The organism is Cupriavidus consociatus (assembly GCF_017814975.1).
Lineage (GTDB): Bacteria > Pseudomonadota > Gammaproteobacteria > Burkholderiales > Burkholderiaceae > Cupriavidus > Cupriavidus consociatus.
This window is the reverse complement of sequence record NZ_JAGIQA010000012.1, coordinates 169916-193322: the sequence shown is the minus strand read 5'-3', so window position 1 is coordinate 193322 and position 23407 is coordinate 169916. Positions and strand designations below refer to the sequence as shown.

The 23407-nt window shown below is 66.9% G+C and carries 21 protein-coding genes and 1 tRNA gene; 8 read left to right on the top strand and 14 right to left on the bottom strand.

Going from position 1 to position 23407, the window contains the following annotated elements:
- Nucleotides 1-33: 33 nt before the first annotated feature.
- The 3 genes from J8I82_RS18255 to J8I82_RS18245 all read right to left on the bottom strand — a co-directional run bounded on the left by J8I82_RS18255 (nucleotide 34) and on the right by J8I82_RS18245 (nucleotide 691).
- Nucleotides 34-108, bottom strand: a tRNA-Arg gene (locus tag J8I82_RS18255).
- Nucleotides 109-174: 66 nt separating this feature from the next.
- Complete coding sequence (locus J8I82_RS18250; RefSeq protein ID WP_209759954.1) at nucleotides 175-348, bottom strand: hypothetical protein; 174 nt, start codon at nucleotides 346-348, stop codon at nucleotides 175-177.
- A gap of 85 nt (nucleotides 349-433) precedes the next feature.
- A complete protein-coding gene (locus J8I82_RS18245) occupies nucleotides 434-691 on the bottom strand; it encodes a hypothetical protein (RefSeq protein WP_209759952.1) in 258 nt (85 codons plus the stop codon).
- Between J8I82_RS18245 and J8I82_RS18240 the strand changes: the two genes are divergently transcribed.
- Together J8I82_RS18240 and J8I82_RS18235 are read left to right on the top strand one after the other, a co-directional pair.
- Nucleotides 690-983, top strand: coding sequence for a hypothetical protein (locus J8I82_RS18240; protein WP_209759950.1), 294 nt, complete (start codon nucleotides 690-692; stop codon nucleotides 981-983). The two genes, J8I82_RS18245 and J8I82_RS18240, sit on opposite strands and share 2 nt — an antisense overlap.
- An 86-nt stretch (nucleotides 984-1069) precedes the next feature.
- The gene (locus J8I82_RS18235; RefSeq protein ID WP_209759948.1) at nucleotides 1070-1846 is read left to right on the top strand and encodes a PP2C family protein-serine/threonine phosphatase; all 777 of its coding nucleotides are present in this window, start codon (nucleotides 1070-1072) and stop codon (nucleotides 1844-1846) included.
- A gap of 18 nt (nucleotides 1847-1864) precedes the next feature.
- Here the strand turns inward: J8I82_RS18235 and J8I82_RS18230 are convergent, their stop codons facing one another.
- The 10 genes from J8I82_RS18230 to J8I82_RS18185 form a co-directional block, all read right to left on the bottom strand.
- Nucleotides 1865-3217, bottom strand: coding sequence for a sigma-54 interaction domain-containing protein (locus tag J8I82_RS18230; protein WP_209759946.1), 1353 nt, complete (start codon nucleotides 3215-3217; stop codon nucleotides 1865-1867).
- A complete protein-coding gene (locus J8I82_RS18225) occupies nucleotides 3214-6339 on the bottom strand; it encodes a peptidase domain-containing ABC transporter (protein WP_245179872.1) in 3126 nt (1041 codons plus the stop codon). The genes J8I82_RS18230 and J8I82_RS18225 overlap by 4 nt, the downstream gene beginning before the upstream one ends.
- Nucleotides 6320-7072 carry a peptidylprolyl isomerase gene (locus J8I82_RS18220; protein ID WP_209759944.1) on the bottom strand — a complete coding sequence of 251 codons (753 nt, stop codon included), beginning with the start codon at nucleotides 7070-7072 and terminating at the stop codon, nucleotides 6320-6322. The genes J8I82_RS18225 and J8I82_RS18220 overlap by 20 nt, the downstream gene beginning before the upstream one ends.
- Nucleotides 7073-7155: 83 nt before the next feature.
- On the bottom strand, nucleotides 7156-8535 hold the full coding sequence (locus J8I82_RS18215) for a beta-barrel domain-containing protein (RefSeq protein WP_209759942.1): 1380 nt from the start codon (nucleotides 8533-8535) through the stop codon (nucleotides 7156-7158).
- The gene (locus J8I82_RS18210; protein WP_209759940.1) at nucleotides 8532-11162 is read right to left on the bottom strand and encodes an FHA domain-containing protein; all 2631 of its coding nucleotides are present in this window, start codon (nucleotides 11160-11162) and stop codon (nucleotides 8532-8534) included. The genes J8I82_RS18215 and J8I82_RS18210 overlap by 4 nt, the downstream gene beginning before the upstream one ends.
- A gap of 260 nt (nucleotides 11163-11422) precedes the next feature.
- Entirely contained in the window at nucleotides 11423-12850 is a 1428-nt protein-coding gene (locus J8I82_RS18205; RefSeq protein WP_209760037.1) for an efflux transporter outer membrane subunit, read from the bottom strand.
- 237 nt (nucleotides 12851-13087) lie between these two features.
- Nucleotides 13088-13357 carry a hypothetical protein gene (locus J8I82_RS18200; RefSeq protein ID WP_209759938.1) on the bottom strand — a complete coding sequence of 90 codons (270 nt, stop codon included), beginning with the start codon at nucleotides 13355-13357 and terminating at the stop codon, nucleotides 13088-13090.
- Between the two features lie 52 nt (nucleotides 13358-13409).
- Nucleotides 13410-13679, bottom strand: coding sequence for a hypothetical protein (locus tag J8I82_RS18195; protein ID WP_209759936.1), 270 nt, complete (start codon nucleotides 13677-13679; stop codon nucleotides 13410-13412).
- Nucleotides 13680-14279: 600 nt separating this feature from the next.
- Nucleotides 14280-14708, bottom strand: a complete 429-nt coding sequence (locus J8I82_RS18190; RefSeq protein WP_029045585.1) for a DUF4399 domain-containing protein — start codon at nucleotides 14706-14708, stop codon at nucleotides 14280-14282.
- A gap of 45 nt (nucleotides 14709-14753) precedes the next feature.
- Nucleotides 14754-15179 carry a DUF4399 domain-containing protein gene (locus J8I82_RS18185; RefSeq protein ID WP_209759934.1) on the bottom strand — a complete coding sequence of 142 codons (426 nt, stop codon included), beginning with the start codon at nucleotides 15177-15179 and terminating at the stop codon, nucleotides 14754-14756.
- Between the two features lie 148 nt (nucleotides 15180-15327).
- Here J8I82_RS18185 and J8I82_RS18180 point away from each other — a divergent pair, with 148 nt between their 5' ends.
- A complete protein-coding gene (locus J8I82_RS18180) occupies nucleotides 15328-16680 on the top strand; it encodes a formylglycine-generating enzyme family protein (protein ID WP_431831557.1) in 1353 nt (450 codons plus the stop codon).
- A gap of 47 nt (nucleotides 16681-16727) precedes the next feature.
- Here the strand turns inward: J8I82_RS18180 and J8I82_RS18175 are convergent, their stop codons facing one another.
- The gene (locus J8I82_RS18175; protein ID WP_209759930.1) at nucleotides 16728-18782 is read right to left on the bottom strand and encodes a serine/threonine protein kinase; all 2055 of its coding nucleotides are present in this window, start codon (nucleotides 18780-18782) and stop codon (nucleotides 16728-16730) included.
- 426 nt (nucleotides 18783-19208) lie between these two features.
- Here J8I82_RS18175 and J8I82_RS18170 point away from each other — a divergent pair, with 426 nt between their 5' ends.
- From J8I82_RS18170 to J8I82_RS18150, 5 genes are all read left to right on the top strand, one after another.
- Nucleotides 19209-19478 carry a hypothetical protein gene (locus J8I82_RS18170; RefSeq protein WP_209759928.1) on the top strand — a complete coding sequence of 90 codons (270 nt, stop codon included), beginning with the start codon at nucleotides 19209-19211 and terminating at the stop codon, nucleotides 19476-19478.
- A gap of 43 nt (nucleotides 19479-19521) precedes the next feature.
- Nucleotides 19522-19791 carry a hypothetical protein gene (locus J8I82_RS18165; RefSeq protein ID WP_209759926.1) on the top strand — a complete coding sequence of 90 codons (270 nt, stop codon included), beginning with the start codon at nucleotides 19522-19524 and terminating at the stop codon, nucleotides 19789-19791.
- A gap of 97 nt (nucleotides 19792-19888) precedes the next feature.
- A complete protein-coding gene (locus J8I82_RS18160) occupies nucleotides 19889-20161 on the top strand; it encodes a hypothetical protein (protein WP_029045579.1) in 273 nt (90 codons plus the stop codon).
- Nucleotides 20162-20273: 112 nt separating this feature from the next.
- Nucleotides 20274-20525, top strand: coding sequence for a hypothetical protein (locus J8I82_RS18155; protein ID WP_209759924.1), 252 nt, complete (start codon nucleotides 20274-20276; stop codon nucleotides 20523-20525).
- Nucleotides 20526-21382: 857 nt separating this feature from the next.
- Complete coding sequence (locus tag J8I82_RS18150; RefSeq protein ID WP_209759922.1) at nucleotides 21383-23329, top strand: DEAD/DEAH box helicase; 1947 nt, start codon at nucleotides 21383-21385, stop codon at nucleotides 23327-23329.
- Nucleotides 23330-23407 lie beyond the last annotated feature (78 nt).

The following is a 23407-nucleotide window of genomic DNA, read 5'->3' as shown; positions in this document are numbered from 1 at the left end:
CGAGCCGGGATGGGAAGAACTGGATGGAGGCTATGGTCCCGCCGACAGGAATCGAACCTGTATCTAGCGCTTAGGAGGCGCTCGTTCTATCCATTGAACTACGGCGAGGGGACCCTGAAGCAGGAGGGGAGTATATCAAAATCCTCTTGCCGGAAGTGAGGCACCGCGCGCGCCTCAGTGCGAATGGATATCCGCCGCGAACGCCAGCGCCTGTCCAAGCGACTCGCATTCGGTGAGGTTGCCGAAGTCGTCCGTCACGCATATCTCCCGCTGCCCCAGGAAAGGCGTCCGGACCACGCTTAGTCCAAGCCGGTTCAAGGGTTCGACGATGGTCAGCAGGATCAGCATGACGCCCTCGCAGGATGCATGAGGGCACAGTGTCGCTGCGGGATGCATGCCGCATCGGTGGCCTGCGGCACATAACGGGGGAGTATTACGGCTGAAGCGGGGTTTTGCCGGTGTTCAGAACAGTGATGGAGAATTTCCGACATGTGTTTGTGATGGTGTCGGTGCCAGGCCAACGCATGCTGCCGGTCCGCTGATGGCGCGAGGCCGTACCGCCAGCCAGCAAACCGCGCCGCATCGCGCCCTCGCGCCAACCCGGCCGGCGGCCGCCACCCTTGGCACGCGCCTTGCTGTATTCCCGGTACCGCCCCGGCACCACGCCGCCACCACCCGGAGACAGAAACATGTCCACCCTTGCTATCCACGATCTTGCCAGCTGCCGCGAACTTGCATCCGACGCCATGACCCGCGTGCGCGGTGCCGGCGGGCAGTGGGTGTTCGGGTGGATCCGCCCGTTCGTGCCGTCGTCTCCGGTGCCGGCCGGCGCGGTGTTCAACTTTTACGAGATCAACTACAGCTTCTATGCTGATCAGATGAACAACCAGTTCCAGAACATCGATATCCGCAACAACGCGCCCAACTCCAATATCAGCGTCCAGGGCGACCAGGGCGCGAGGAACGACGGCCGCCTGGTCTGAGCGACCGTCGTGGCATGCCCCGGCGCGACGGGGCATGAGAGGGGCAGCAACCGGACAAAGGGCGCGATGCGGAGCGGAGGCTAGATTTGGGTTTCGATTCGCACTTCCAGTGGACTTCGGCGGCCTGCACCGACGTCGGCCGAGTACGCGAACGCAACGAGGATGCGTGCCTGGACCTGCCCGCGCAGCAGCTGTGGGCGGTCGCCGACGGCATGGGAGGACACGCCGTCGGCGACTTTGCCAGCCAGGCCGTGGTCCAGGCGTTGGCCGCGCTGCCGCCGCAGCCGCTGCTGGAAGACCGGATGGAGGCCACCCGCGCGGCAATGCAGGGCGTCAACCTGGCGCTGGTCGACGAAGCCGCGCGGCTGGGGGTGCGCTGCATCGGCAGCACGGTGGTGGTGCTGCTGGCCGGCGACCGGCGCTGCGGCTGCCTGTGGGCGGGCGACAGCCGGCTGTACCGGCTGCGCGGCGGCGAGCTGGTGCGGCTGACGCGCGACCACAACCAGGTCGAGCGCCTGCTGGCGCGCGGGCTGATCACGCCAGAACAGGCGCGCCACCATCCCGCGCAGAACACCATCACGCGCGCCGTCGGCGCCGCGGCAACGCTGGCGCCGGAGCAGCTGCTGACCGAAGTTGCCGATGGCGACGTCTTCCTGCTGTGCAGCGACGGCCTGAGCAATGAGGTCGACGACCCCGACATCGCCGCGGTGCTGGCGCAACAGGATCCGCCGCAAGCCGCGCAGACGCTGCTGCAAATGGCGCTCGATGCCGGCGGGCGCGACAACATCTCGGTGGTGGTGATCCGCGCTGCCGATCCCTACGGCTCGGACAAGACGCTGGTCAATCCCGAGCTGGACACCTGAGCGGCGCCGTAACTCGTGCTACCCCTTGCTTCCGTCAGCCTGCCGGCTGGCGCGGAAATCCTTGGAATGGATGCCGTGCTTCTTCAGCAGCATCTGCACGTGCGAGCGGTTCATGTCGAAGCGACGCGCCAGCTCGGCGACGGTGCCGCCGACTTCCTGCAGGCCGCGCTCCAGGAACGCGCGCTCGGCTTCGTCGCTGGCCGCGCGCTTGGCCTCGCTGAGCGAGGTCGGCATGGCGATGTCGGCCCCCGTTCCCCCTGCTGCCGCCGTACCCACCACCGCCAGCGCCGCCGGCCTGGGCCGGATGTCCTGCGGCAATTGCGCCAGGTCGGCGGTATCGCCGGCCAGGCATGAGAGCCGGTACATCAGGTTGCGCAGCTCGCGGATATTGCCGGGATAGTCGTAGTGCAGCAGGAAGTCGCGCAGCCGCGGCGTCAGCCTGACCGGCGCGCGCTTGAGCATGCTGGCAGCCTCGTCGCTGAAGTAGGACACCAGCAGCGGGATCTCGTCGTGCCGCTCGCGCAGCGCGGGCAGGCTGACATGGATCACGCTCAGGCGGTAGAACAGGTCTTCGCGGAAGGTGCCGGCCTCGCTCATCTTGCGCAGGTCCTTGTTGGTGGCGGCGACGATGCGCGCATCGACCGAGATGATCTCGTCCGAGCCCACACGCTGGATCTCGTGCGCTTCCAGCACACGCAGCAGCTTGACCTGCCCGGTCAGCGGCAGCTCGCCGATCTCGTCGAGGAAGATGGTGCCGGTATGCGCGCTTTCGAACTTGCCGCGCCGGTCATTGCTGGCGCCGGTGAAGGCGCCCTTCTTGTGGCCGAACAGTTCGGATTCGAGCAGGCTGTCGGGGATCGCGCCACAGTTGACCGAGATGAACGGCTTGTCGGTGCGCGAACCGTTGGCGTGGATCACCTTGGCCATCAGCTCCTTGCCGGTGCCGCTCTCGCCGTCGATCAGCACCGGCAGGTCGGTCGGCGCGGCTTTCTCGGCGATTTCCAGGGCTTCGAGCAGCTTGGGGTTGTCGCCAAAGGTTCCTTCGAAGATAAAGCTGCGCTCCATCAGCGCCTGGCGCCGCTCGCGCGGCATGCGTTCGACTTCCTGCTGCGGCGGCGCGCTTTCGCCCGCGCTTCCGGCCGCGGTTTCAGCGGATGACGCCGCCTGCACGAAGCGCTCCTTGTGCGACAGCCCCATGACCTCGTCGCGCAGCGTGGTGGCCTGCTTGAGCAGCTTCTCGATCTCGGGGCGGTCGAGGCGCGACGCCCAGCGCAGCGTCGAGCGCAGGATCTCGATCTTCTCGATCAGGCCGGCGAACGACACCGGCGACGTGACCGAGGCGGGGGTGGCACCCTGGTTGTATAGCTTCATGCTGCGCTCAGTTGCTTCTGCACCAGTTGGTAATACATGCCCTTGCGTTCCAGCAGCTCTTCATGCCGGCCCTGCTCGACGATCGCGCCTTCATACAGCACCAGGATCTTGTCAGCCTGCATGATGGTGCTGAGGCGGTGCGCGATGATGACCGCGGTGCGCCCGCGCAGGATCTCCTGCATGTTCGCCAGGATGTTGCTCTCGGATTGCGTGTCGAGCGCCGAGGTCGCCTCGTCGAACACCAGCAGCCGCGGGTCGTGGTACAGCGCGCGGGCGATGCACAGCCGCTGGATCTGCCCGCCCGACAAGCCCATGCCGCGCTCGCCCACCACCTGCTCGTAGCCGAGCGGCAGCTTGCTGATAAAGGCATGGGCGTCGGCCATGCGCGCCACTTCCTCGATGCGGCGCCGGTCGGGGCTGTCGTCGCCGCAGGCGATGTTCTCGGCGATGGTGCCGGAGAACAGCAGGTTGGACTGCATCACATAGCCGACCTGCGCGCGGTAGAACGCGGCGTCGATCACGTTGAGGTCGTAGCCGTCGACCGACATCGAGCCCTCTGTCGGCTTGTAGAAGCCGACCAGCAACTTGGCCAGCGTGGTCTTGCCCGAGCCGCTGCGCCCGACGATGGCGACCATCTCGCCCGGCCGGATAGTGAAGCTGATGTTCTCCAGCACGTAGGGCGTGTCCTCGCCGCCGTAGCGGAAGTACAGGTCCTTCATCACGATCTCGCCCTGCAGGTCGGGCAGCATCACCCGCGACAGCACGTCCTGAGGCTTCTGCTCGGGCTCCAGGTCGAGCACGTCGCCGAGCCGCTCCATCGCCACGCCCGCATCGTTGAGCTGGCCCCACAACGCCACCAGCCCCATCAGCGGCGCCAGCACGCTGCCCATGAAGGCGTTGAAGGCGATCAGCTGGCCGATGGTCAGCTCGCGCTCGAGCACCAGCGTCGCTCCCACCCACAGCACCGCGATGGTGGTCGCCGCATTGAGCAGCTGGCTCACCAGCCCCACCAGGATGTGAAACGCCTGCGCCTTGTATTGCGATTCCAGCGCCTTGGTGTACTTGCGCTCCCAGCGCAGCCGCACCGGACGCTCGATGCCCATGCCCTTGACAGTCTCCGCGCCGCCCAGCGTTTCCATCAGGTAGGCCTTGGCATCGGTCGAGGTGGCAAAGACCTCGCGCGCATAGGTCTTGACCTTGGGCGTCACCACCACCGTCAGCGCCGCGATCGGGATCACGAAGGCGATCAGCAGCAGCGTCAGCTTGACGTTGTAGAGGAACATGATGGTGAAGTAGATAAACACCATCAGCAGGTTCAGCGCCGTGGTCACCGTCGACTCCGTCAGGAAGGCGCGGATGGTCTGGTTCTCCTGGAAGCGCGCGAAGATGTCGCCGGTCTTGCGCTTGGCGAAGAACGACAGCGGCAGCGACAGCGTGTGCTTGAAGAAGTGCGACATCATGGCGAAATCCATGTTGCGCACCATGAAGTTGGCCAGGTACGCGCGGATCGTCGACATCAGCTGCGAGAACACGTTGGCGATGATCAGCCCGACGATCAGCAGGTGCAGCAGCCCCACGTTCTGGTGCACGACCACGCCGTCGAGGATGTTCTGGATGATCAGCGGCGGCACCACGCCCAGCATCTGGATCACGAAGGTCGCCAGGAACAGGTGCGCCAGGATCTTCTTGTACGGCGCCAGGTAGCCGATGAAGCGCAGCCACGGCGAGCGCTGCACCGACAGCTGCGTCATGCTCTCGCCCGGCGAGAACAGCAGGCAGGTGCCGCTCCAGCCGCGCTCGAACTCCTCGGCGCTCATCTTGCGGAAGCCGATGGCGGGATCGGCCACCCACACCCAGCGCGACGAGATGCCGTACACCACCACGTAGTGGTAGCCCTCCCAGTGCACGATGAACGGCAGCTCGAAGCCCATCAGCGAGTCGCGCGTGCACTGCACCCCGCGCGTGGTAAAGCCCAGCGACTCCCCCGCACGCGCCAGGCTGTCGAGCGTGGCGCCCTGCGTGGTCACGTTGGCCAGCTCGCGCAGCTTGCCCAGCGTCATCGGGATGCCGTAGTGGCGGCATATCATCGCCAGGCAGGCGGCGCCGCAGTCCATTTCCTCGGCCTGCTCGACCAGGCCGAAGCGGCGGATCAGCTTTTCGCCCAGCTCTGGCTTCGAATGCAGGTCCAGCAACACCGGGCGCTTGCGCCGCTCGGCCAGCTTCTTCTGCCGATGCAGCTCGCGATCGAGCGCGCGGATGCGTTCTTCCAGCACCTCGCGCAGGCGCGGGTTGCGCTCCAGGATCAGCTGCACGGTCTTCTCCGGGATGACCAGCAGGCGCACGTCGGTCTCGGCAACGGCCGATGCCAGCTGCTCCTGCCGCATCACGCAGGCGCGCTCGCCAAAGATATCGCCCTGCCCGAGTGTCGCCAGCGGAAACTCGCTGCCCTCTTCGCTGCGCACCACGCGCACGGTGCCCTGGCGCACTACATACAGGCGCCGGTCCTCGCGCCCGTCCTGCTTCAGGATCTCCTTGCCGGCACTGACGCGCTTGACGCCCACGCTGCGCACGGCATCGGCCAGTTCCTGCTTGTCGAGCTTGCCGCGCAGGTCGAACAGCCGCGCGACAAAGCCGCCGGCGGAACTGATCGCGACATAGCTCGTGACAAAGGCCAGCGCGGCCGGGTTGCCGGCGACCACCGGCTCAGCCACGCTGCGCGGGATCATCAACAGTTCGGTCTTGCCCGAGGCGCGCACCGACGATTCATGCCGGTACTCGCGCAGCAGCGCGATATCGGCAAAGACCTCGCCGGCCTTGCGCACGCCCATGCTGATTTCCTTGCCGTGTTCTTCGTTGAACACGCGCACCGATCCCGACTTGACGATAAACAGGCCGGCCGCCGCGTCGCCGGCATTGCAGACGGTATCGCCAAAGCCAAAGGTCAGCACCTGCGCAGCATCGGCCAGGCGCGCCAGTTCCTCAGGTGTCAGCACCGACAGGATTTCCACGCCGGCGAGGAAAGCGGCCAGTGCGGAGCCGCCCTCGGGCCTCTCCGACGCAGTCGGGGCAGCCGGGGCGGCGGCGGAGGCTTCGCCAGAGTCGCTAGCGGGCTTCGATGACATGTTCCTGCGCCCTGCCCATCAGCCAGTCTTCGCGCAGCAGGCGCCGCACTTCCACCGCAACTTCGCTGTCGAGCGTGGCGGGATGCTTGGCGCGCACCAGGAAGACTTCGAAGAAAGAGCGGTCCGGCGCGGGAAACGGCCCCAGCAGGTCGCCCGGCTCCGCGTTGAATACCTTGGCCTCGATATCGGTCTTGAGCGAGCCGCGCAGCACCTTGCCGATCTCGCCGCCGTGCTCGCGCGTGTCGGCGATCGAATGTTCGCGCGCCATGTCGGCGAACGCCTCGGGATCGTCCTGCAGGTACGAGATCAGTTCCTTGGCCTTGCCTTCGCTGTCGACCACGATATGGCTGACCTCGATGCTGTCGAAGCGCGGCGAGTTCAGCGCAAAGTACTCCTGCACCGCGGCGTCGCTGCAGACCTGCTCCATCATCCGTTCCTGGTACAGGTTGTCGGTGATGAACGCCTCGAACTCGTCGAGGCTGACATTGAGCGCATCGAGGTAGTGGTTCATGTCGGCGGCGCGGTGCAGCCCCTGCACGCGGCGGAACTGGTCGGCGCGCTCCTGGATTTCGTCGGGCGTGACCACCATGCCCTGACGCTTCGCGGCGTGCACGGTCAGCTTGTCGCGCACCATCTGCTCGACCAGCCCTTCGAACTGCCCTGTCAGCTTGAGCAGCCGCACGAATTCCTCGACGCCGAGCACCTCGTCGTCGATACGGACAATGCCAGTCATGTCTAGGCTCCTTTGACGGCCCGGCGCATGCGCACGGGCATCCAGATCGGCTGTTGCTGTGTTCCCCCGGCTGCCGCCGGCATTTATCCCGCCACCTCGCGGAAGGGGTCGAGCCCCAGGTCGATCAGGCGGCGCTCGCGCACCACGATCTCCGCCGTGGCAGTCATGCCATAGCGCAACGGATACTTGTTGTCGGCCACGGTGTAGTAGTCGCGCGCCAGGCGCACCCTGCCCTCGTACACCGGCTGCTTGTCCGGGCCCGGCTTGGTCGCGGGCGAGATGAATTCCAGCGTGCCTTCGATGATCCCGTAGCGCTGGTACGGGAATGCGCTGAACTTGAGCTTGACCAGCAAGCCTTCGCGCAGGAAGGCGCGGTCGCGCTCGGCAATGACGATCTTGACCACCGGGCGCGCATCCTTGGGCGCGATCCCCCCCAGCGGCGTATTGGCCTGCACCTTGTCGCCACGCTGGGTGGAGGTGACATCGGTGATCACGCCCGACACCGGCGCCAGGATCAGCAGGAAATTGTCCTTGTCGATATTCTCGAAGCGGATGCGCGCGGCCGCGTCGGCCACCAGCCGTGCGGTCTGCACCTGCAGCCGCAGCTTGTCTTCGGTACTGGCGATCTCGCGCAGCGCGGCGTCGTACTGCACGCGCAGCCCGGCGAGGTCCTGCCCGCTGCTTTCGAGCAGCGCGCTGGCCTGTGTCATCTCGCGCGACAAGCGGGCATCGAGTTCGCTCAGCCGCGACTGCGCCACGCGCAGGTTGTTCTCGGCGTCCTGTGCCGCGGCACGCTTGGCATCGAGCTGCGACTGCGACACGCCGCCCCCGCCTGGCAGCGCCAGCAGACGTGCATAGCGGTCCTGCTCCTGGCGCGCGAACTCGCGCGCGCGCCGGGCGTTTTCCAGGTTGCTGCGTGCTTCCTGCAGCTGCGCGCGCTGCTCCTCGGCCAGCCGCGTGGTGCCCTGGGCGAGACGGTTCTCATGCTGGCGCGTGGCCACGTCGATCTGCTGCTTGAGCGCGTTGGCGCGGCGTTCCATCAGCGCCTTCTTCTCCGGGAACTGCTTCCAGTCGCGCTCGGAATCCTCCAGCTTGAGCTGCGCTTCGAGCGCATTGGCGGCGGCCTCGATCGCGCCGCGCGCGTTCAGCCGCGCCAGCACGTCGTCCTTGGACACCGGCTGGCCTTCGGCGACGTACAGGTCGGCCAGCTCGCCGTCGACCGGCGCATAGAAGCGCCGCACTTCCGATTCGGGTGCCAGCGTGCCCTGCGCGGTGACGATGACGTCGGCGTGACCGACGAAGGACCACACCAGACCGCATACCACCAGCGCAAACGTGGTGACGATGGTCAGCATGCCCAGCCGCGACGGTTCCGCAGTGAGCAGGCCGATACCCTCGGCGCTGTGGTCTTCCAGCGCTTCGGACAGCGGCTTCAGGCCGGCCTGGCGGGAATCGTCCTTCATGGCTGCCTCGCTGGCTGCTGCGGCGTCGGGGTCGGGTCGGCCGCTTCACCCGGAGCGGCATCCGCGGGCACCTTGCCGCTGTCTTCGCCGCCGATCAGCTCGAGCTTGGTCTTGAGGACGGCGGGATCGAGCACGGTGCGCAGCTCGCGCAGCGCATGGCGCTGCTGGTCGGCCTCGGTGCGGATCTCTTCCTCGACCTTGGCCAGCTGCGCCAGGTCCGCGCTTTCGCCGGCGCGCAGCTGCGTAAAGATGCGCATGCCCTGGCGCGCATCATCCTGCGCCTGCGACAACAGCCGGGCCTGCGCGCGGAACTTTGGCGAGATGCCGGGCTCGAGCCGCTGCTCGCTGCCGATCACGCCGTTGCTGCGGTATTGCTTCCACGCGGCGACGGCGCTGCCCATCAGCTCGCGCGCGCGCCGCAGCGCGCTGTCGCGCACGCCGTTGACATCGGCTTCCACCGCCCTGGCGAAGAACTTGTCGTCGTCGGCGTCGAGCATGGCGTAGAAGCCGAGCAGGCGGTCTTCATAGCCCTTGCTGCCGCGCGCCGACTGCAGCTCGGCAAACTGCGCCGCCACCTTCTGCTTGTGCGCGAGGTCGCGCGCGAGATCATCGCTCCATGCACCGCCCTGAATCTGCCTGAATCCCGCCAGCGCGGCGTTGCTGTCGCCCTTCTGCCACGCGCTGGCGGCGCTGGCGTACTGCGTTGCCATCTCCGGCGGCGGCAGCCGCGGCGCCAGTTGCCCAAACTGCGCCTGGAACGGCGGCGTGGCAAAGCGGCTGTCGGCCAGCCGCGCCACCAGCGTGCCGGGGCGGCGCGCGCGCAAGGCCTGCAGCAGCGCAGTGTAGCGGTCCAGGTCCGCCTGCACCTGGTCCAGGCCCGCCAGCCGCGGGTATTTCTCGCGATAGTCGGCAATCACCGGTTGCAGCGCTTCCGGGCGATCGCGGCCGAGTTCGGCGGCGATGCTGGCGTCGAGCCGCGCGATCGCCGCGAGATAGACCGACGCATCGTTCTGCAGCCGGCGCACGTCGCTGAGCGCATCGGCATAGAGATCGCGGAATGCCGGCACGTCGGCCGCGATGCGGCCCAGCGCGCGCTGGTGCGCGGTGGTGTCCTGGTTCCAGTGCGCCAGCAGCTGGCGGATCGGCGCCTCGTCGCTGTAGAGGCGGATCGGCGCATCGGCGCCGCGCTGCGCGGCATAGTGTTCGAGCCGGCCGATCCACTCGAGTTCACCCACCAGCGGCCGGGCGTCTGCATTATGCGTGCCGAGCTGCCGCATCTGCGCGAGCGCGGCATCGGCACCGCCGAAGTCGCCGGCCTTGAGCTTCGCGACCCAGCCGGGCACATAGGCGCGCAGCAGCGCTTCGGTGCCGAGCGCCTGCACCTCGGCATCGTCGGGATGGCGTGCGAGATAGCCGTTGGCCGCCTTCGCGGCGCCGGCGTAATCGCCCGCCGCATGCAGGGTATGCACCGCGCGCTCGTCAGCGCCACGCCAGTAGAGCGCCACGCCGGCCAGCAAGGCCAGCAGCAACAGCGCGCTGCCCCAGCGCGCGGCACGCCGCAGGCGTGCGCCGTCGTCGAGGCCGAAGCTGCGTGCGGCCTCGGCCAGCAGCAGCGCAACGCGCCCGCGCTTGCGCGCCGGATGCGCGCGGTCCGGCGCGGCAGTCGCGGCAGCAGCCTGGGCTTCGGCGTCGGCGTTGACTTCGTCTTCCTGGCGCGAAGCGTAGTCGACGCAGAAGATGTCCAGGAAGGAATCGGCCGCGCCGACAAAGGTGGTGCGGTCGTCTTCGTCGTGTGCCGCCGGCTCCGCCGCCGCTGGCGATGCTGGCGCCGATACGGCAGGCTCCAGCGTGGTCCGCGTCGCGGTGGCATCGTCGTCGCCGGCACGGCGGACTTCGGCCTTGTAGACGAAATGGCTGCCGCCGAACGCAATGCGGTCGCCGTTGTCCAGCGGCACGCCGTGGTCCGCCAGGCGCGTGCCATTGACGAAAGTGCCGTTGGTGCTGCCCAGGTCTTCCACGAACGGCACGCCGCCCTTCAGGTACACGTGCGCGTGCCGGCGCGACAGGTAGTTGACCTGCTGCGGATAGTTGTCGCGATAGCGCGCGAAGGCATCGTCGGCCTTGCTGATCAGGTACGGAAAGCCGTCGACATGGATCGGCTGCAGCCCCACATCGCCGCGCTCCGGCAGCAGCGTCAACGCGACCCGCGGCGGCTCCGGCTGCGGCGCGCGCGGCGACAAGCGCACGCGGAACGACAGCGCGGGACCGAATGCCAGCTCATCGCCATCGCGCAGCTGCGCCGGCTGCCGCGCCACCGCCGCGCCATTCACGCGCGTGCCGTTCTTGCTGCCCAGATCGGCGACATAGACGGCGCCTTGCTCGGCAAAGATGCGCGCATGGCGCCGCGACAGCGGCGCCGCGAGGTCTTCGGGGTAGGCGGCGAATGGCAGCTCGGTGCGGCCGACCGGGAACAGGTCTTCGTCGATGCGGATCTCGCCCAGGTCCGGCCGCGAGACCGGCGTCAGGAACACATCGAATTCCCTTGCCAGATCCTGGCTCGACTCCCGAGCGATTCCCTGGGCCATTTTCACCGGCATTTCCATGATCAGTGCTTCGTCAGGAGCCATGTTTCCAGGGAGCCAACAGCGCGGCTGCCGCGGCGGCCGGCCAAGGGGGGTGAAGCGACTAAGAACATAGTAGGCGACGGCTTAGGCTAGTCAATTGGCGGCGGCACGCGCGCAGCCGCGTGTTTTCACTGAGTTGAGCATGGAATGAGGCAGGATCGGCACGCTGCGTGGCAGGCATTGCGCAACGCGTTGCGTACGCATGCGTCACGCCGCGCGCGAAGGGGCAGCGGGCACCGGCGCGCTGCGCGGCAGCGAGCGCGCTATTGCGGCTGGCTGGCCGCCGTGTTGCGCACTTCGGTGTCGGGCCAGCCGCCGCCAAGCGCCTTGTACAGCGTGACAGTGTCGGCCAGGATCTGTTGGTGGACCGCCAACAATTGCAGCTGAGCGTTCAGCAGCGAGCGCTCGGTCTCGAACACCTCGAGCTGCGACACCACGCCTTCCCTGAGTTGCGCCTCGATCTGGGCCGAGACCACGCGCAGCTGCTCCACCTGCTGCTGCAGCTCGACGCGCTGCTTCTTGTGCGCATCGACATTGACCAGTGCGCTCTCCACCTCTTCGAATGCAGTCATCACGGCCCGGCCATATTCGTTTTCCGCCACGCCCACCTGCGCCTCGGTGGTCTTCACGCGCGCGCGCACGCTGGGATCGAGCATGGGCAGGTTGATGCTCGGCATGAAGCCGAAGGTGAAGGACTTGAGCAGGTCGCTCAGCGCAAAGCTGGCGGTGCCGCCGCGCGCGGTCAGGCTGATGCTGGGCAACTGCGCCAGCCGCGCCTGGCCGACGATGTTGTAGGCCGCCAGCACGCGATATTCGGCCGCGACGATATCGGGCCGGCGCGCCAGCAACTGCGACGGCAGGCCGGCCGGCACGCTGGGCGGCTTGACGCGGTCCTGCAGGCGTCCCGCCGGCACCTTGAGATTGCCCGCGGGCACGCCCACCAGTGTCGCCAGCGCGTTCTCCGCCACATCGCGCGAACGGCGCAGTTCCAGCAGGTCCTTGTTGAGCCGGTTGATTTCCGCCTGTTGCTGCATCACGCGGATCTTGGGCACCAGGCCGTTCTGGTACATGGCCTGGTAGGTGGTGAGGATCTGCCCGTTCTTGGCGACGGTGCGCGTCTGCTGCTCGATCTGCTCGTCGAACTGCAGGATCGTGAAGTAAGTGGTCGATACATTGGACACCAGCGTCAGGTAGCCGGCGCGCCAGTCAGCCTCGGTGGCGCGGAACTCGGCGGTCTGCGCCTGCACGCCCTTCTCTACCTTGCCCCAGATATCGATATCCCAGTTCAGCTGCGCGCCGGCGTTATAGGTCCAGGTGGACTTCTGCCGGGTGCTTTTCTCGAAGCTCGCACCGGCACCGATATCGATTACCGGAAGCCCGCCGGCACGCGCTTCGCCGATCTGCGCATTCGCCACGCGGATGCGCGCGGCCAGCACCTTGATGTCGTAGTTGCCGGCCAGCGCCTGGTCGATCAGGCCGTCCAGGTACGGGTCGTTGAAGTTGTGCCACCAGTTGGGCTGCACCGCTTCCCTGGGCGACACCGTGATCGAATCCTGGCGCGACCATTCGGCCTTGGCCGGCGTTTCCGGGCGCTGGTACACCGGTGGCCGGAAATCGGCGCAGCCGGCCAGCAGCGCGGCGCATGCGGCGGATGCGAGCCAGGCAAGGCGGCGCGAGGCTTGGGTCGGCATGACCCGGGAAGCGGCGGTAAGGGATACGGGCACGGTGCGATCCTGCGTGCGTGCGCGGCGGGGCGGGACGCACTGGCGTGCCGTGGCCGCGGATGTCTGTCTGTATTGTGGTGCGCGCGGGCGCGCGCTCCAACCCCGATCTGCATCAGGCGAAATCACGTGCAGTCGGCCATGGATGGGCACATAAGGCGCGCCGCGGAGACGTCCCCGCGGCGCAGCGCCATCTCAACAAGCTTCTCAACGATAGATATTGTTGCTGGCGTTCTGGTTGGTATCCACATGCGAACGGACATGGTCCAGGAAGGCCGAGCCGTTGCCATTCAGGTTGGTGACAGACTGCATCTGCGCGATTTCCTGCGTGGCGGTGATGCTGCTGTCGAGCTTGAGCTTGATCGGGGCGTAGACCGCCGCGAAGGGCATGTAGCTGAGGCCGCCGCGCACGGCGTGCATGCGCTTGCTGTCGAGGGTTTCGGTGGCGGGCAGGTCCTTGATGGTCAGCGTGGTCATGATCGTTCTCCGGGTATCGGTATGGGTGCGTGGGCAGCTATGGCGCGAGGACTCAGCCGTAGATGTTGTTGCTGGCGTTCTGGTTGGTGTGGACGTTCGACTTGACGTGGTCCAGGAACGCGGAGCCGTTGCCGTTCATGTTGGTGACGGTCTGCATTTGCGCGATTTCCTGCGTGGCGGTGATGCTCTTGTCGATCGACAGCTTCAGCGGCATGTAGGCGGCGACGAACGGCACGTAGGCGAAGCCGCCGCGGACGGCGTGCATGCGCTTCTGGTCCAGGGTGTCGATGGTGGTCAGGTCGTTGATGGTCAGCGTGGTCATGATGGGCTCCTGGTGAGGATGGTGTTGCCTGGGTTGGGTTCGAGCATCGGGTTGGTGTCGCGCTCGGTTGGGATATCGCAGGGAGCGTGCCAGGGGGTTGTGTTCTTGGGCTGGCGTTTTGTAAACGCCTGAAAATACGGGGGTTTTTGTTTGATTTTGCCTTCCTGGCCGGGGCTAGCGATGTTGATGAAGCGCGGCGGATGGTGGGTTCGGCCCAACAGATTGAGGGTGGGTGTTGGATGAGCTGTGACAGCGGGGGTGGGCGCTCTCGAGGGTGCGCTTGCGCTTGGAATCTGGTGGTTGTTTTTGTGCCCAGTTCCGCCCTGAAGGGCGGGTAACTTTTTGTCCGAGCGACAAAAAGTCACCAAAAATCGCGTTTACTGCCCTCGGCGGGCGGCCACTTTTATCGTACTGGGCCGGGACTTTCGTTCGGGGCTGCGCTTCATTGCAGAGCGGGACTGCCTGCCGCCGTGGTGCGCCTCGGTGACTCGGGAACGATGCGATGTTTGAACGAGCCCAGAGCTGTGGGTGGCCCCTGCTGCTGGCGTCAACGTAGGAACGCCTACGGCTGCGCTGCGCGCCGGTCCTATGTGGGGCGTTTTACTTTACGTAGATCGTGATGCGCTTTGAATACACGGGCGGATTTGTGGGGATGTGCTTGTCATCCCCCATGATCAGCTGCAACGTATGCTTGCCGGGCGGCAGCTCCAGCATGGTCTCGGTCTCGCCTGCGCCAAAGTGCAGGTGGTTCCGGTCGTTCGGGATTTCCTTGTCCATCGGCGGCAGGTCGACATCGATCAGCAGATGATGGTGTCCGGTGTTCTTGAACTTCACATCCTTCGGCGCCACCCCCATGTTGCGCAATCCAAACCATACCTTGAACGGCTTGCCGGCAGGCATCACCTGCCCGTCATTGGGCCACCCGATATAGAGATAGGCATTCGCCGGCGCTGGCGTGGATCCGCCCTGGGCCGCGAACGATACCAGCACGCTGGCAGCCAGCGCAGCGGCAGCAAGTAGTCTGGACATAACCCTCTCCCTTGGTGACCGTGCAACGCCACGCCGCACGCAACGCTAGCGCACGGTGATCGTGATCTTCTTCGAATAGATCGGCGGCTCGAACGGTATGTGCTTGGCGTCGCCCATCAGCAGCTGCAGGGTGTGCTTGCCCGGCGGCAGTTCGATGCGCGCGTCGGTCTCGCCCGCGCCGAAGTGCAGGTGGTTCCGGTCGTTCGGAATTTCCTTGTCCAGCGGCGGCAACTCGACGTCGATCAACAGGTGGTGGTGGCCGCAGCGCGGCAGCTCGATGCCCTTGGGGCACACGCCCATGTTGCGCAGCCCCATGCGCACCCAGAACTTGCCGCCGCTGATCACCGTGCCATCGTGTGGCCAGATGATGTAAGCCTCGGCATTGGGTGGAGCGGCTGTCGACAGTGACAGCGATGGCGCGGCCGCGAACACGACAGCCGCCGCCAGGCGGAACAGGAATCGTCTGGACATACGCCCTCCCCGGAGATCTGCCCGAAACCCGATCACGTTGTCCCGTCAGCCCATTCTTGTTGCTTGTTGGCCAGCGCTCGGCGATTCGTCATTCAGGTTAGGACGCAAGCCTGGAAAATGCGACCCCGGCGAAGCGTGGGGCTTTGCAATGCTTCGCCCGGGACACAGGCGCTGTGCTATCTTGAAGCAAGCCGGTCGAGGTCTCGGCAACACCACAATGCGCCCGCAGGGCATGTGCCGGCATGCAAACGGGTTCGCTGCCGTCCGACGAGGTGTGAAGATGTGGCGCAATCTACCAGTCGTGCACCTGGCCGCGATGGCCGGGGTTCTCGCCTCCACCGCACTTTCCATGGGTGCGGCGTCTGCAGCGTCCACGGACCCGCTGCTGCTCGCAGGCATCCTGCCCAAGAACACCGACGAGCAGTATGAGCTCAGCTTCTGGGAATCGATCAAGAACAGCAATTACGCCGCGGACTACGAGGCGTACCTGAAGCAATATCCCAATGGTCGCTTCGCGGTGCTGGCCAAGGCACGGCTCGAACGGCTGCGTGCGTCGGCACCGGCATCGGCACCAGCGCCCGCGCCGAAGGCACAGCAGCAGCCCACCCCGGCGCCCCGGCCCGGCACTTCCTCGGGCGGGCAGGTCTCGCGAGCGCCGGCTGCGTCCGCGCCTGCCGCTGCCCGTTCCGCGCCGGCTCCTGCTCCGGCTCCGCCCTCGGCGGCAGCGCCCAAGGCCGGCACCGCTGCCGTTGGCTCGGTCAGTGTGGCGCCGCCGCCAGCCCGCGCCGGCGAAATTCGCGATTGCCCTGCTTGCCCTGTACTGATCGCGCTGCCCGCGGGCAGCTTCATCATGGGCAGCAGCGCCAGCGATCCGGCGGAGAAGCCGCCGCACCACGTCACCATCGGGCAGCCGTTCGCGATCGGCCGCTTCGAAGTCACGGTCGAGCAGTGGAACGCCTGTGTCGACGCCGGCGGCTGCCAGCGCGTGCCAACCGTTGCGGAAAGCGCGAAGAACTCACCGGTACGCGATGTCAGCTGGGATGATGCGCAACAGTATGTGGAGTGGCTGAGCAAGACCACCGGCAAGGCCTACCGCCTGCCGACAGAATCGGAATGGGAATACGCCGCGCGCGGCGGCACCACCAGCGCGTTCTGGTGGGGCGACCAGATGCGCAAGGGCAACGCCAACTGCAAGGAATGCGGCGATCCGTGGAGCAACGATGCGCCGGCGCCGGTGGGTTCGTTCGGCGCCAACCCGTGGGGCCTGCATGATGTCAACGGCAGCGTGTGGGAATGGGTGGCCGATTGCTGGCACAGTTCGTACAAGGGCGCGCCCGCGGACGGACGCGCCTGGAACGAGAACGCCTGCGGCACGCGCGTGATCCGCGGTGGCTCGTGGCGCGAAGGGGCCAGCTATATGGTGTCTTCCACGCGCTTCAAGTACAGCCCGAGCGTGCGGCAGTCGCAGAATGGCTTCCGCGTGGCGCGCGACATGAAATAGCGCGCAGCAGTGCCTGGCATCAAGTGCAAGCCGACGCGTGCGCGCCGTCAGCGCGCACGCGTCGAGATCTGCACTACGTCCGCGCTGATGCGGTCGTTGCCATAGGTACGCGCCATCTGCGCCAGCGGCTTTTCCAGCGCGCGCAGGTATTCCTGCCGGCCTTCCACCTCGGTGCGGCGCCCTTCGAACAGTGGCACCGGCGTCGTCAGCAACACCACCAGCTCGGTGCCGAAGGGGGCCGACACGACCCACGCGCCGCCTTCGCCGATCGTCGCCTGGTGGCCTGCCGGGGCCTGGTGGGCCGACACGCGCGTGCTGGGCACCATGTGCGCGACCTTGCCGTCGGCGGCGAAGTAATCGACGTAGACATAGGATTCCTGTGCCGGCGTACGCAGCTCCAGCACCAGCGGCGAGCCATCGGTCAGCTGCGAGCTCTTGCCGCGCAGCCGCAACGACGAGGCGCTGCCGCCTTCGCGATTGCCGGACCAGTACGGCGCAACCAGCTTCGCCACATCGCACTTGTCCTCGGCAAGGGGCTGCGTCTCGACGGTCACGCCCTTCACGCCGGGCAACGCCGCCAACTGCTCGCGCAGGCGCGCCGGCCCCACGCTGTCGGCCAGGAAGCCGCGCACGCGCAGTGTATGGGCCTTCTCGCTGGCGCTGAGCAGCGAACACGGCACGGCGGCGAGCGCCTTGGTGACCTCGGCCATGGAAAACACCGCTGGGCGCGCCGGCGCAGGCGGTTCTGCCGGTGGCGGTACGGGCGGCGTGACGGGCGGCGTGACGGGCGCTTCCGCACGCGTCTGGGCGGGCGGCGCGGCGGGCTGGCGCTGCGCATGCCAGGCGTAGTAGCCGATCGCCGACACCCCGGCGAGCACGGCAGCGACACCGCCGATCATCATCGGCGAGCGCTGCGACGGCGTGGTCATCGGCACCGCGCTCATGCCGTGCAGGAAGCGCGCAACGGTTGGCGTGCGCGTGGCGCGATCCAGCGACAGCGCCTCGCGCATCGTCTTCCACTGCGTGCGGCTGAGCTGCGGCGGCTGCGGGGGCTTGACGCCTGCTTCGCGCGCCTGGTTGGCCGACATGCGCTGGTACGGATGCTTGCCTGTGATCAGTTCGTAGGTCACGCAGGCCAGCGCGTAGATGTCATCGCGCGGGTCGGGCTCGCGGTGCTCGAACATCTCGGGGCTCGCATAGGCCGGCGTCATGCCGCCCAGCGAGCCGGGATCGAACACGGTGCGGTCGGACTCGTCAGCCGGCGGCAGGAAGCCGCGCGCGATGCCGAAGTCGATCACCTTGACCTCGCCGCTGTCGGTCAGGAACACGTTGGCGGGCTTGAAGTCGCAGTGCACGAAGCCGCGCTCGTGCGCATAGGCCAGTGCGTTGCCCATGCCGTTGATGATAGGCATGGCGCGCGCCATCGGCATGCCGCTGAATCCAGGCGCCTTCAGCACATGGTTGAGCGAATTGCCCGACAGGTATTCCATGGTCAGGAAGACCACCGGCCCGTCGCGGTCGAAGTCGTAAACAGTAACGATATTCCGGTGCGCCAGCGTCTGCGCCTTGCGCGCCTCGCGCTGCAACGCGATCAGCGACTTGGGATGGCCGCTGAACTGCAGGTTCAGCACCTTGATGGCGATATAGGGCTTGCGGTCAGACGCCTCCAGCTTGCGCAGGTCGAGCGCCTTGTACACCGTGCCCATGCCGCCCACGCCCAGGCACTCTTCCAGCACGAAGCGGCCGTTCAGCGTATCGCCCACGCCCTTGGCATGCGCCGCCGGCGGCAGCGTGCCGGCCTCGGGCGAGGTCGCGTAGAGCGAACCTGTCTGCGGCCCGGTGGCCATGCGCGTGGCTTCGGTGACGCCCTCGAACTGCGTGGCGCTGCGCCGCTCGATGCGCCGCATCACTTCGGCATAGACCGCTGGCGGGAACGGGAAGCGCGTGTTTTCCTCGATCACCACGCGCGCCGCCTGGCTGGGCGAGGTGGGGTCCTCGGCCAGTGCAGTCTCGAACGACGCAACGAATTCGTCGTCGGACAGGCCTCCGTTCTGGAACTTTCGGATCAGGTCTTTAAGACTGGCCACGGCTCGCCCTGACATGGTTTTCGGGCAGGGTTGCCCGCGCTGTGTGCAGTGCGAAGTTGCCCTGTCTTCGATGGATACTAGTGCGCACCCATGGCATGCGCAATCCGTGCGCTTGCGCAGCGCTGTCGGCATGCAACGCCGCGCGCTTGTGGCGTCGCCGTGCTTCGGCCACGATCGGCGCCGACTGTCACTGCCGGGCCAACACCGGCGCCACAGGTGTTGGCCTGGCAGCGCCATCCAAGGCCGCACAATGCCCCGCGCGGGCGGTGCCGCCAAGCCGACATGTCCGGCAAAAACCCCTTGTTTTCAGGCATTTGCGCGCGGCGCACGCAGCTGGCCTCGGCGCTGGCACGCTCCCTGCGATATCCCAACCGAGCGCGACACCAACCCGATGCTCGAATCCAAACCCAAACGCAATACCTTCCGCCACTGGAGACCATCATGACCACGCTGACCATCAAGGACCTGTCCTCCGCCGAAACCCTGGACCGCAAGGGCATGCAAGCCGTGCGCGGCGGCATGACCTACATGCCGTTCGCCGCGGTGTACAGCCCGCTGAAGCTGTCGTTCGACAGCAGCATCACCGCCGTGCAGGAGATCGCGCAGATGCAGACCGTCAACAACCTGAACGGCAATGGCTCGGCCTTCCTGGATCACGTCAAGTCCAACGTGCATACCGACCAGAACGCCAGCAACAACATCTCGCGCTAAGCCCCATCGCTGCCAACGCATCCACCGAGACCCGGAGACCATCATGACCACGCTGACCATCAAAGACCTGTCCGCCGCCGAAACCCTCGACAGCAAGCGCATGCACGCCGTGCGCGGCGGCCTCGCCTACCTGCCCTTCGCCGCCGTCTACGCGCCGATCAAGCTGGCGTTCGACAGCAGCATCGACGCCAAGCAGTCGATCGCGCAGATGCAGTCCGTCACCAACCTGAACGGCAACGGTTCGGCCTTCCTGGATCACGTCAAGTCCAACGTGCACACCAACCAGAACGCCACCAACAACATCTACGGCTGATCCAGCCGCGGCCGCGGCGCGCGGTGGGTACGTGGATACGCAACCTCCGCGCCAGCCGCCCCGGAACCCTCATCGCATCACCCGAAGGAGCACCATCATGTCATCGATCATCGTTCGTGACCTCGCCGTCAGCAAAGACCTCGACCGTGCCTCGCTGCGCGCCGTGCGCGGCGGCAATTCCTGGCTCAGCCGCGGTGTCGGCAGCGTCGGCCCGCTGGCCAACGTGACCGTCAACGTCAACCAGAACATCGCCCAGTTGCAGAGCATCAATGTCAACACGCTCAACAACAGCTTCGTCGGCCACGGCGTGGGCCCGGTGAGCGTCGATGTCAACCCGTCGCAATGGGCCGGCAACTTTGCCGCGGTCTGAGCGTCCGGGTACGGGGAGCGGCGTCGGCCCGCGGTGAGCACCGCGGGCCGGCGCCTATACTGAAGCGGTCCCGCGGCCGCATGGCCGTGGCGCCGCGTTACCGGAGACAGCCATGGCAGTAATCGTCATCAAGGATTTGTCCGACAGCATGGATCTCGACCGGCAGGCCATGACCGCCATCCTGGGCGGCGGGCGCACTGCCGGCGGCCAGGGATGGCATGGGCTGCGGCGCAGCGGACCGGCGCGCATCGTCGATTACCCGGGCGGCCTGCCCGGCAATCGCCATGTGATGCCACGGGAGGTCCCGCTGGGCCGGTTGCCCCGAAAACCGGCAGGACCGGCAGACGAGGGGACGGGCGGCTAAGCGCGGGCGGCAACGGGTAGAGAGAAACGGTCAATCAAATGAAAAGCCCGCCAGTAACTGGCGGGCTTGGTTGCGGACGGGCCCGGACCTTCTCGGTCACGCGGTCAACAGTTCGGTCATTCTTTGCCAGGCAGGCTTCCCATGATTCCGCCCATGAAGCGGACGCCCATCCGGACCACCCGGAGAGTCGCAGGAAGACTGGCGCTTGGGGCAATGACCGCAATGCTTGCCGCTAGCAGTGGCGCAATGCCGCTGGAGGAGGTCAAAGCGGGAACGTTTTCGTCCGCCCCATGCGGGCACCTGTATGCTCGCGACTCCAGTATAGGCAGGGCCCGCGGCCTTTCAACCCGGCTGGCGCCTGCGGCGCGCCCGTGTGGCGCGGGCGGCGCATGCAGGTGACGCCAGGCTGACATATCTGGTTACGTTTTCGCAGTGCAACAAAAATTTCTCACTCTGCTATAATCCGCGCCGTGAGTTTCGCAACTGTGAGATCCGCCAAGCGCCCGGCACCAGCTTCACCTCAATGCCGCGGCGAATCCGCTGCCCTCCCAAGCTCTGTTTCCTCGCTGCCGGACGCCTAGTTGTTGTTTGCGCCAGCCGCCCAGCAGAACGCACCGCTCACCTGACGTCGCCTCGTCTCCGATCCTGTTGAACAGCCCGAAACCTGAGCTGTTTGCCTGCCAGGGACATGGCCGGACCGCCTAGCGGAACCAGCCAACGCCCTGCCTGCCGCCGTACTGCCAGCTGTGTCTGTCGTAACGGCCTCACCGATTGGCGCCGAAGCCTTTTTAAGACTTTGCACTGCGCCCACCCCATTTTGCGTTCGGGGTGCCATGCATTTATTTGATCATTACGACATGACCCAGCACGACATTCGTGCGGAGCAAGCTATTGCCTCCGCGACCGACGCTTCGATCACTTCCGACGCTGCCCAGATTATCGAGAGCCCGCTCGACAAGCTCGACGCCATGCTCAATGGCAGCCCGGCAGCCGAAGCCCCGGCCGCCACGGAAACCGCAGCGACCGAAAGCGGCTTTGCGAAGCTTGGCCTCGACGGGGCCATCCTGCGCGCGCTTTCCGAACTGAACTACAACACGCCGACGCCGGTGCAGGCCCAGGCCATTCCCGCCTTCCTGGCCGGCCGCGACCTGCTGGTGTCGAGCCAGACCGGCTCGGGCAAGACCGCCGCGTTCATGCTGCCCGCGATCCAGCGCATCAGCGAAATGCCGGCGCCGCAGCGCCCGACCGAGCCCGCCAAGCGCATGAAGGGCAAGCGCCCTCGTCCGGCGCCGGCGCAGCCCGCGCTGCTGGTGCTGACCCCGACCCGCGAACTGGCGCTGCAGGTGACCGAAGCCGCCGCCAAGTACGGCCGCCACCTGCGCCGCATCGTCTGCGCCAGCATCCTGGGCGGCATGCCCTACCCCAAGCAGCTGGCCATGCTGGCCAAGATGCCTGACATCCTGGTGGCGACGCCGGGCCGCCTGCTCGACCATATCGACGCCGGCCGTATCGACCTGTCGGCACTGCAGATGCTGGTGTTCGACGAGGCTGACCGCATGCTGGACATGGGCTTTGCCGACGACATCGATGCCATCGTCAACGCCACGCCGGCTTCGCGCCAGACGCTGATGTTCTCGGCCACGCTGGATGCGCGCATCGCCCAGCTCGCCTCGCGCCAGCTGCGCGACCCGCAGCGCATCGAGATCGCCGCGGCCCGCGCCGACCAGAGCCATATCGAGCAGCGCCTGCACTACACCGACGACATGTCGCACAAGGAGCGCCTGCTGGACCACCTGCTGCGCGACGTCGGCCTGAAGCAGGCCATCGTCTTCACCGCGACCAAGCGCGATGCCGACTCGCTGGCCGAGCGCCTGTCCGATACCGGCTTTGCCGCCGGCGCGCTGCACGGCGACATGACCCAGGGCGCGCGCAACCGCACGCTGACCGCATTGCGCCGCGGCAACCTGCGCATCCTGGTGGCCACCGACGTGGCTGCGCGCGGCATCGACGTGCCCGACATCACCCACGTGGTGAACTTCGACCTGCCCAAGCAGGCCGAGGACTACGTGCACCGCATCGGCCGTACCGGCCGCGCGGGCCGCTCGGGCATCGCCATCAACCTGGTCAATCACGGCGACGTGTTCCAGTGGCGCCGCATCGAGCGCTTTACCAACCAGCGCGTCGACGCTTCGGTGATCGAAGGCCTGGAACCGCGCCGCCAGCCCAAGCCGCGCTCGAACTTCGGCGGCAAGCCGGGCGGCCGTGGTGATTTCCGTGGCAACGGCGGCGGCTACCGTGGCGGCGAGCGCAGCTTCGGTGACCGCAGCTTTGGCGAGCGCAAGTTCGGCGGCGGCGAGCGCAGCTTTGGCGAACGCAAGTTCGGCGGCGAAAGCCGCGGCTTCGGCAACCGCACGGAAGGCGCGCGCCCGTTCGGCGACGACAACCGCGGCGGCTTCGGCAACCGTGAAGGCGGCTACCGTGGCCAGGCCGGCAATGGCGGCTACCGCGGCGGCAACGATGGTGCGCGCGGCTTCGCCAATCGCGAAGGCGGCCGCAGCTTCAACGACGACCGTGGCGACCGCGGCTTCGGTAATCGCGATGGCGCGCGCAGCTTTGGCGACGACAACCGCGGTTTTGGCAACCGCAGCGGCGGCGGCTATCGCGGCAACGGCGAAGGCCGCAGCTTCGGCAACCGCGATGGCAACCGCGACGGCAACCGCGGCTTTGGCGGCGGTTACAGTGGCAACGGTGGCAACGGTGGCAATGGCCCCAACCGCAACAGCCGCTCGCGCTACGAGCGTTGATGCGTCGGTGCGCCGAGCGCACCTTGCCGAAGACAGCAAAAAGGGCACCCGAGGGTGCCCTTTTTGCATGCGCAAGCA

What these genes read in the sequence shown, in the direction of transcription:
- J8I82_RS18205 (WP_209760037.1), bottom strand. Translation starts at nt 12,850, where the DNA reads ATGCCGACCCAAGCCTCGCGCCGCCTTGCCTGGCTCGCATCCGCCGCA.
- J8I82_RS18175 (WP_209759930.1), bottom strand. Translation starts at nt 18,782, where the DNA reads ATGTCAGGGCGAGCCGTGGCCAGTCTTAAAGACCTGATCCGAAAGTTC.
- J8I82_RS18150 (WP_209759922.1), top strand. Translation starts at nt 21,383, where the DNA reads ATGACCCAGCACGACATTCGTGCGGAGCAAGCTATTGCCTCCGCGACC.
- J8I82_RS18165 (WP_209759926.1), top strand. Translation starts at nt 19,522, where the DNA reads ATGACCACGCTGACCATCAAAGACCTGTCCGCCGCCGAAACCCTCGAC.
- J8I82_RS18190 (WP_029045585.1), bottom strand. Translation starts at nt 14,708, where the DNA reads ATGTCCAGACTACTTGCTGCCGCTGCGCTGGCTGCCAGCGTGCTGGTA.
- J8I82_RS18240 (WP_209759950.1), top strand. Translation starts at nt 690, where the DNA reads ATGTCCACCCTTGCTATCCACGATCTTGCCAGCTGCCGCGAACTTGCA.
- J8I82_RS18230 (WP_209759946.1), bottom strand. Translation starts at nt 3,217, where the DNA reads ATGAAGCTATACAACCAGGGTGCCACCCCCGCCTCGGTCACGTCGCCG.
- J8I82_RS18215 (WP_209759942.1), bottom strand. Translation starts at nt 8,535, where the DNA reads ATGAAGGACGATTCCCGCCAGGCCGGCCTGAAGCCGCTGTCCGAAGCG.
- J8I82_RS18220 (WP_209759944.1), bottom strand. Translation starts at nt 7,072, where the DNA reads ATGACTGGCATTGTCCGTATCGACGACGAGGTGCTCGGCGTCGAGGAA.
- J8I82_RS18250 (WP_209759954.1), bottom strand. Translation starts at nt 348, where the DNA reads ATGCTGATCCTGCTGACCATCGTCGAACCCTTGAACCGGCTTGGACTA.
- J8I82_RS18155 (WP_209759924.1), top strand. Translation starts at nt 20,274, where the DNA reads ATGGCAGTAATCGTCATCAAGGATTTGTCCGACAGCATGGATCTCGAC.
- J8I82_RS18195 (WP_209759936.1), bottom strand. Translation starts at nt 13,679, where the DNA reads ATGACCACGCTGACCATCAACGACCTGACCACCATCGACACCCTGGAC.
- J8I82_RS18225 (WP_245179872.1), bottom strand. Translation starts at nt 6,339, where the DNA reads ATGTCATCGAAGCCCGCTAGCGACTCTGGCGAAGCCTCCGCCGCCGCC.
- J8I82_RS18210 (WP_209759940.1), bottom strand. Translation starts at nt 11,162, where the DNA reads ATGGCTCCTGACGAAGCACTGATCATGGAAATGCCGGTGAAAATGGCC.
- J8I82_RS18200 (WP_209759938.1), bottom strand. Translation starts at nt 13,357, where the DNA reads ATGACCACGCTGACCATCAAGGACCTGCCCGCCACCGAAACCCTCGAC.
- J8I82_RS18160 (WP_029045579.1), top strand. Translation starts at nt 19,889, where the DNA reads ATGTCATCGATCATCGTTCGTGACCTCGCCGTCAGCAAAGACCTCGAC.
- J8I82_RS18170 (WP_209759928.1), top strand. Translation starts at nt 19,209, where the DNA reads ATGACCACGCTGACCATCAAGGACCTGTCCTCCGCCGAAACCCTGGAC.
- J8I82_RS18185 (WP_209759934.1), bottom strand. Translation starts at nt 15,179, where the DNA reads ATGTCCAGACGATTCCTGTTCCGCCTGGCGGCGGCTGTCGTGTTCGCG.
- J8I82_RS18180 (WP_431831557.1), top strand. Translation starts at nt 15,328, where the DNA reads ATGCTTCGCCCGGGACACAGGCGCTGTGCTATCTTGAAGCAAGCCGGT.
- J8I82_RS18245 (WP_209759952.1), bottom strand. Translation starts at nt 691, where the DNA reads ATGTTTCTGTCTCCGGGTGGTGGCGGCGTGGTGCCGGGGCGGTACCGG.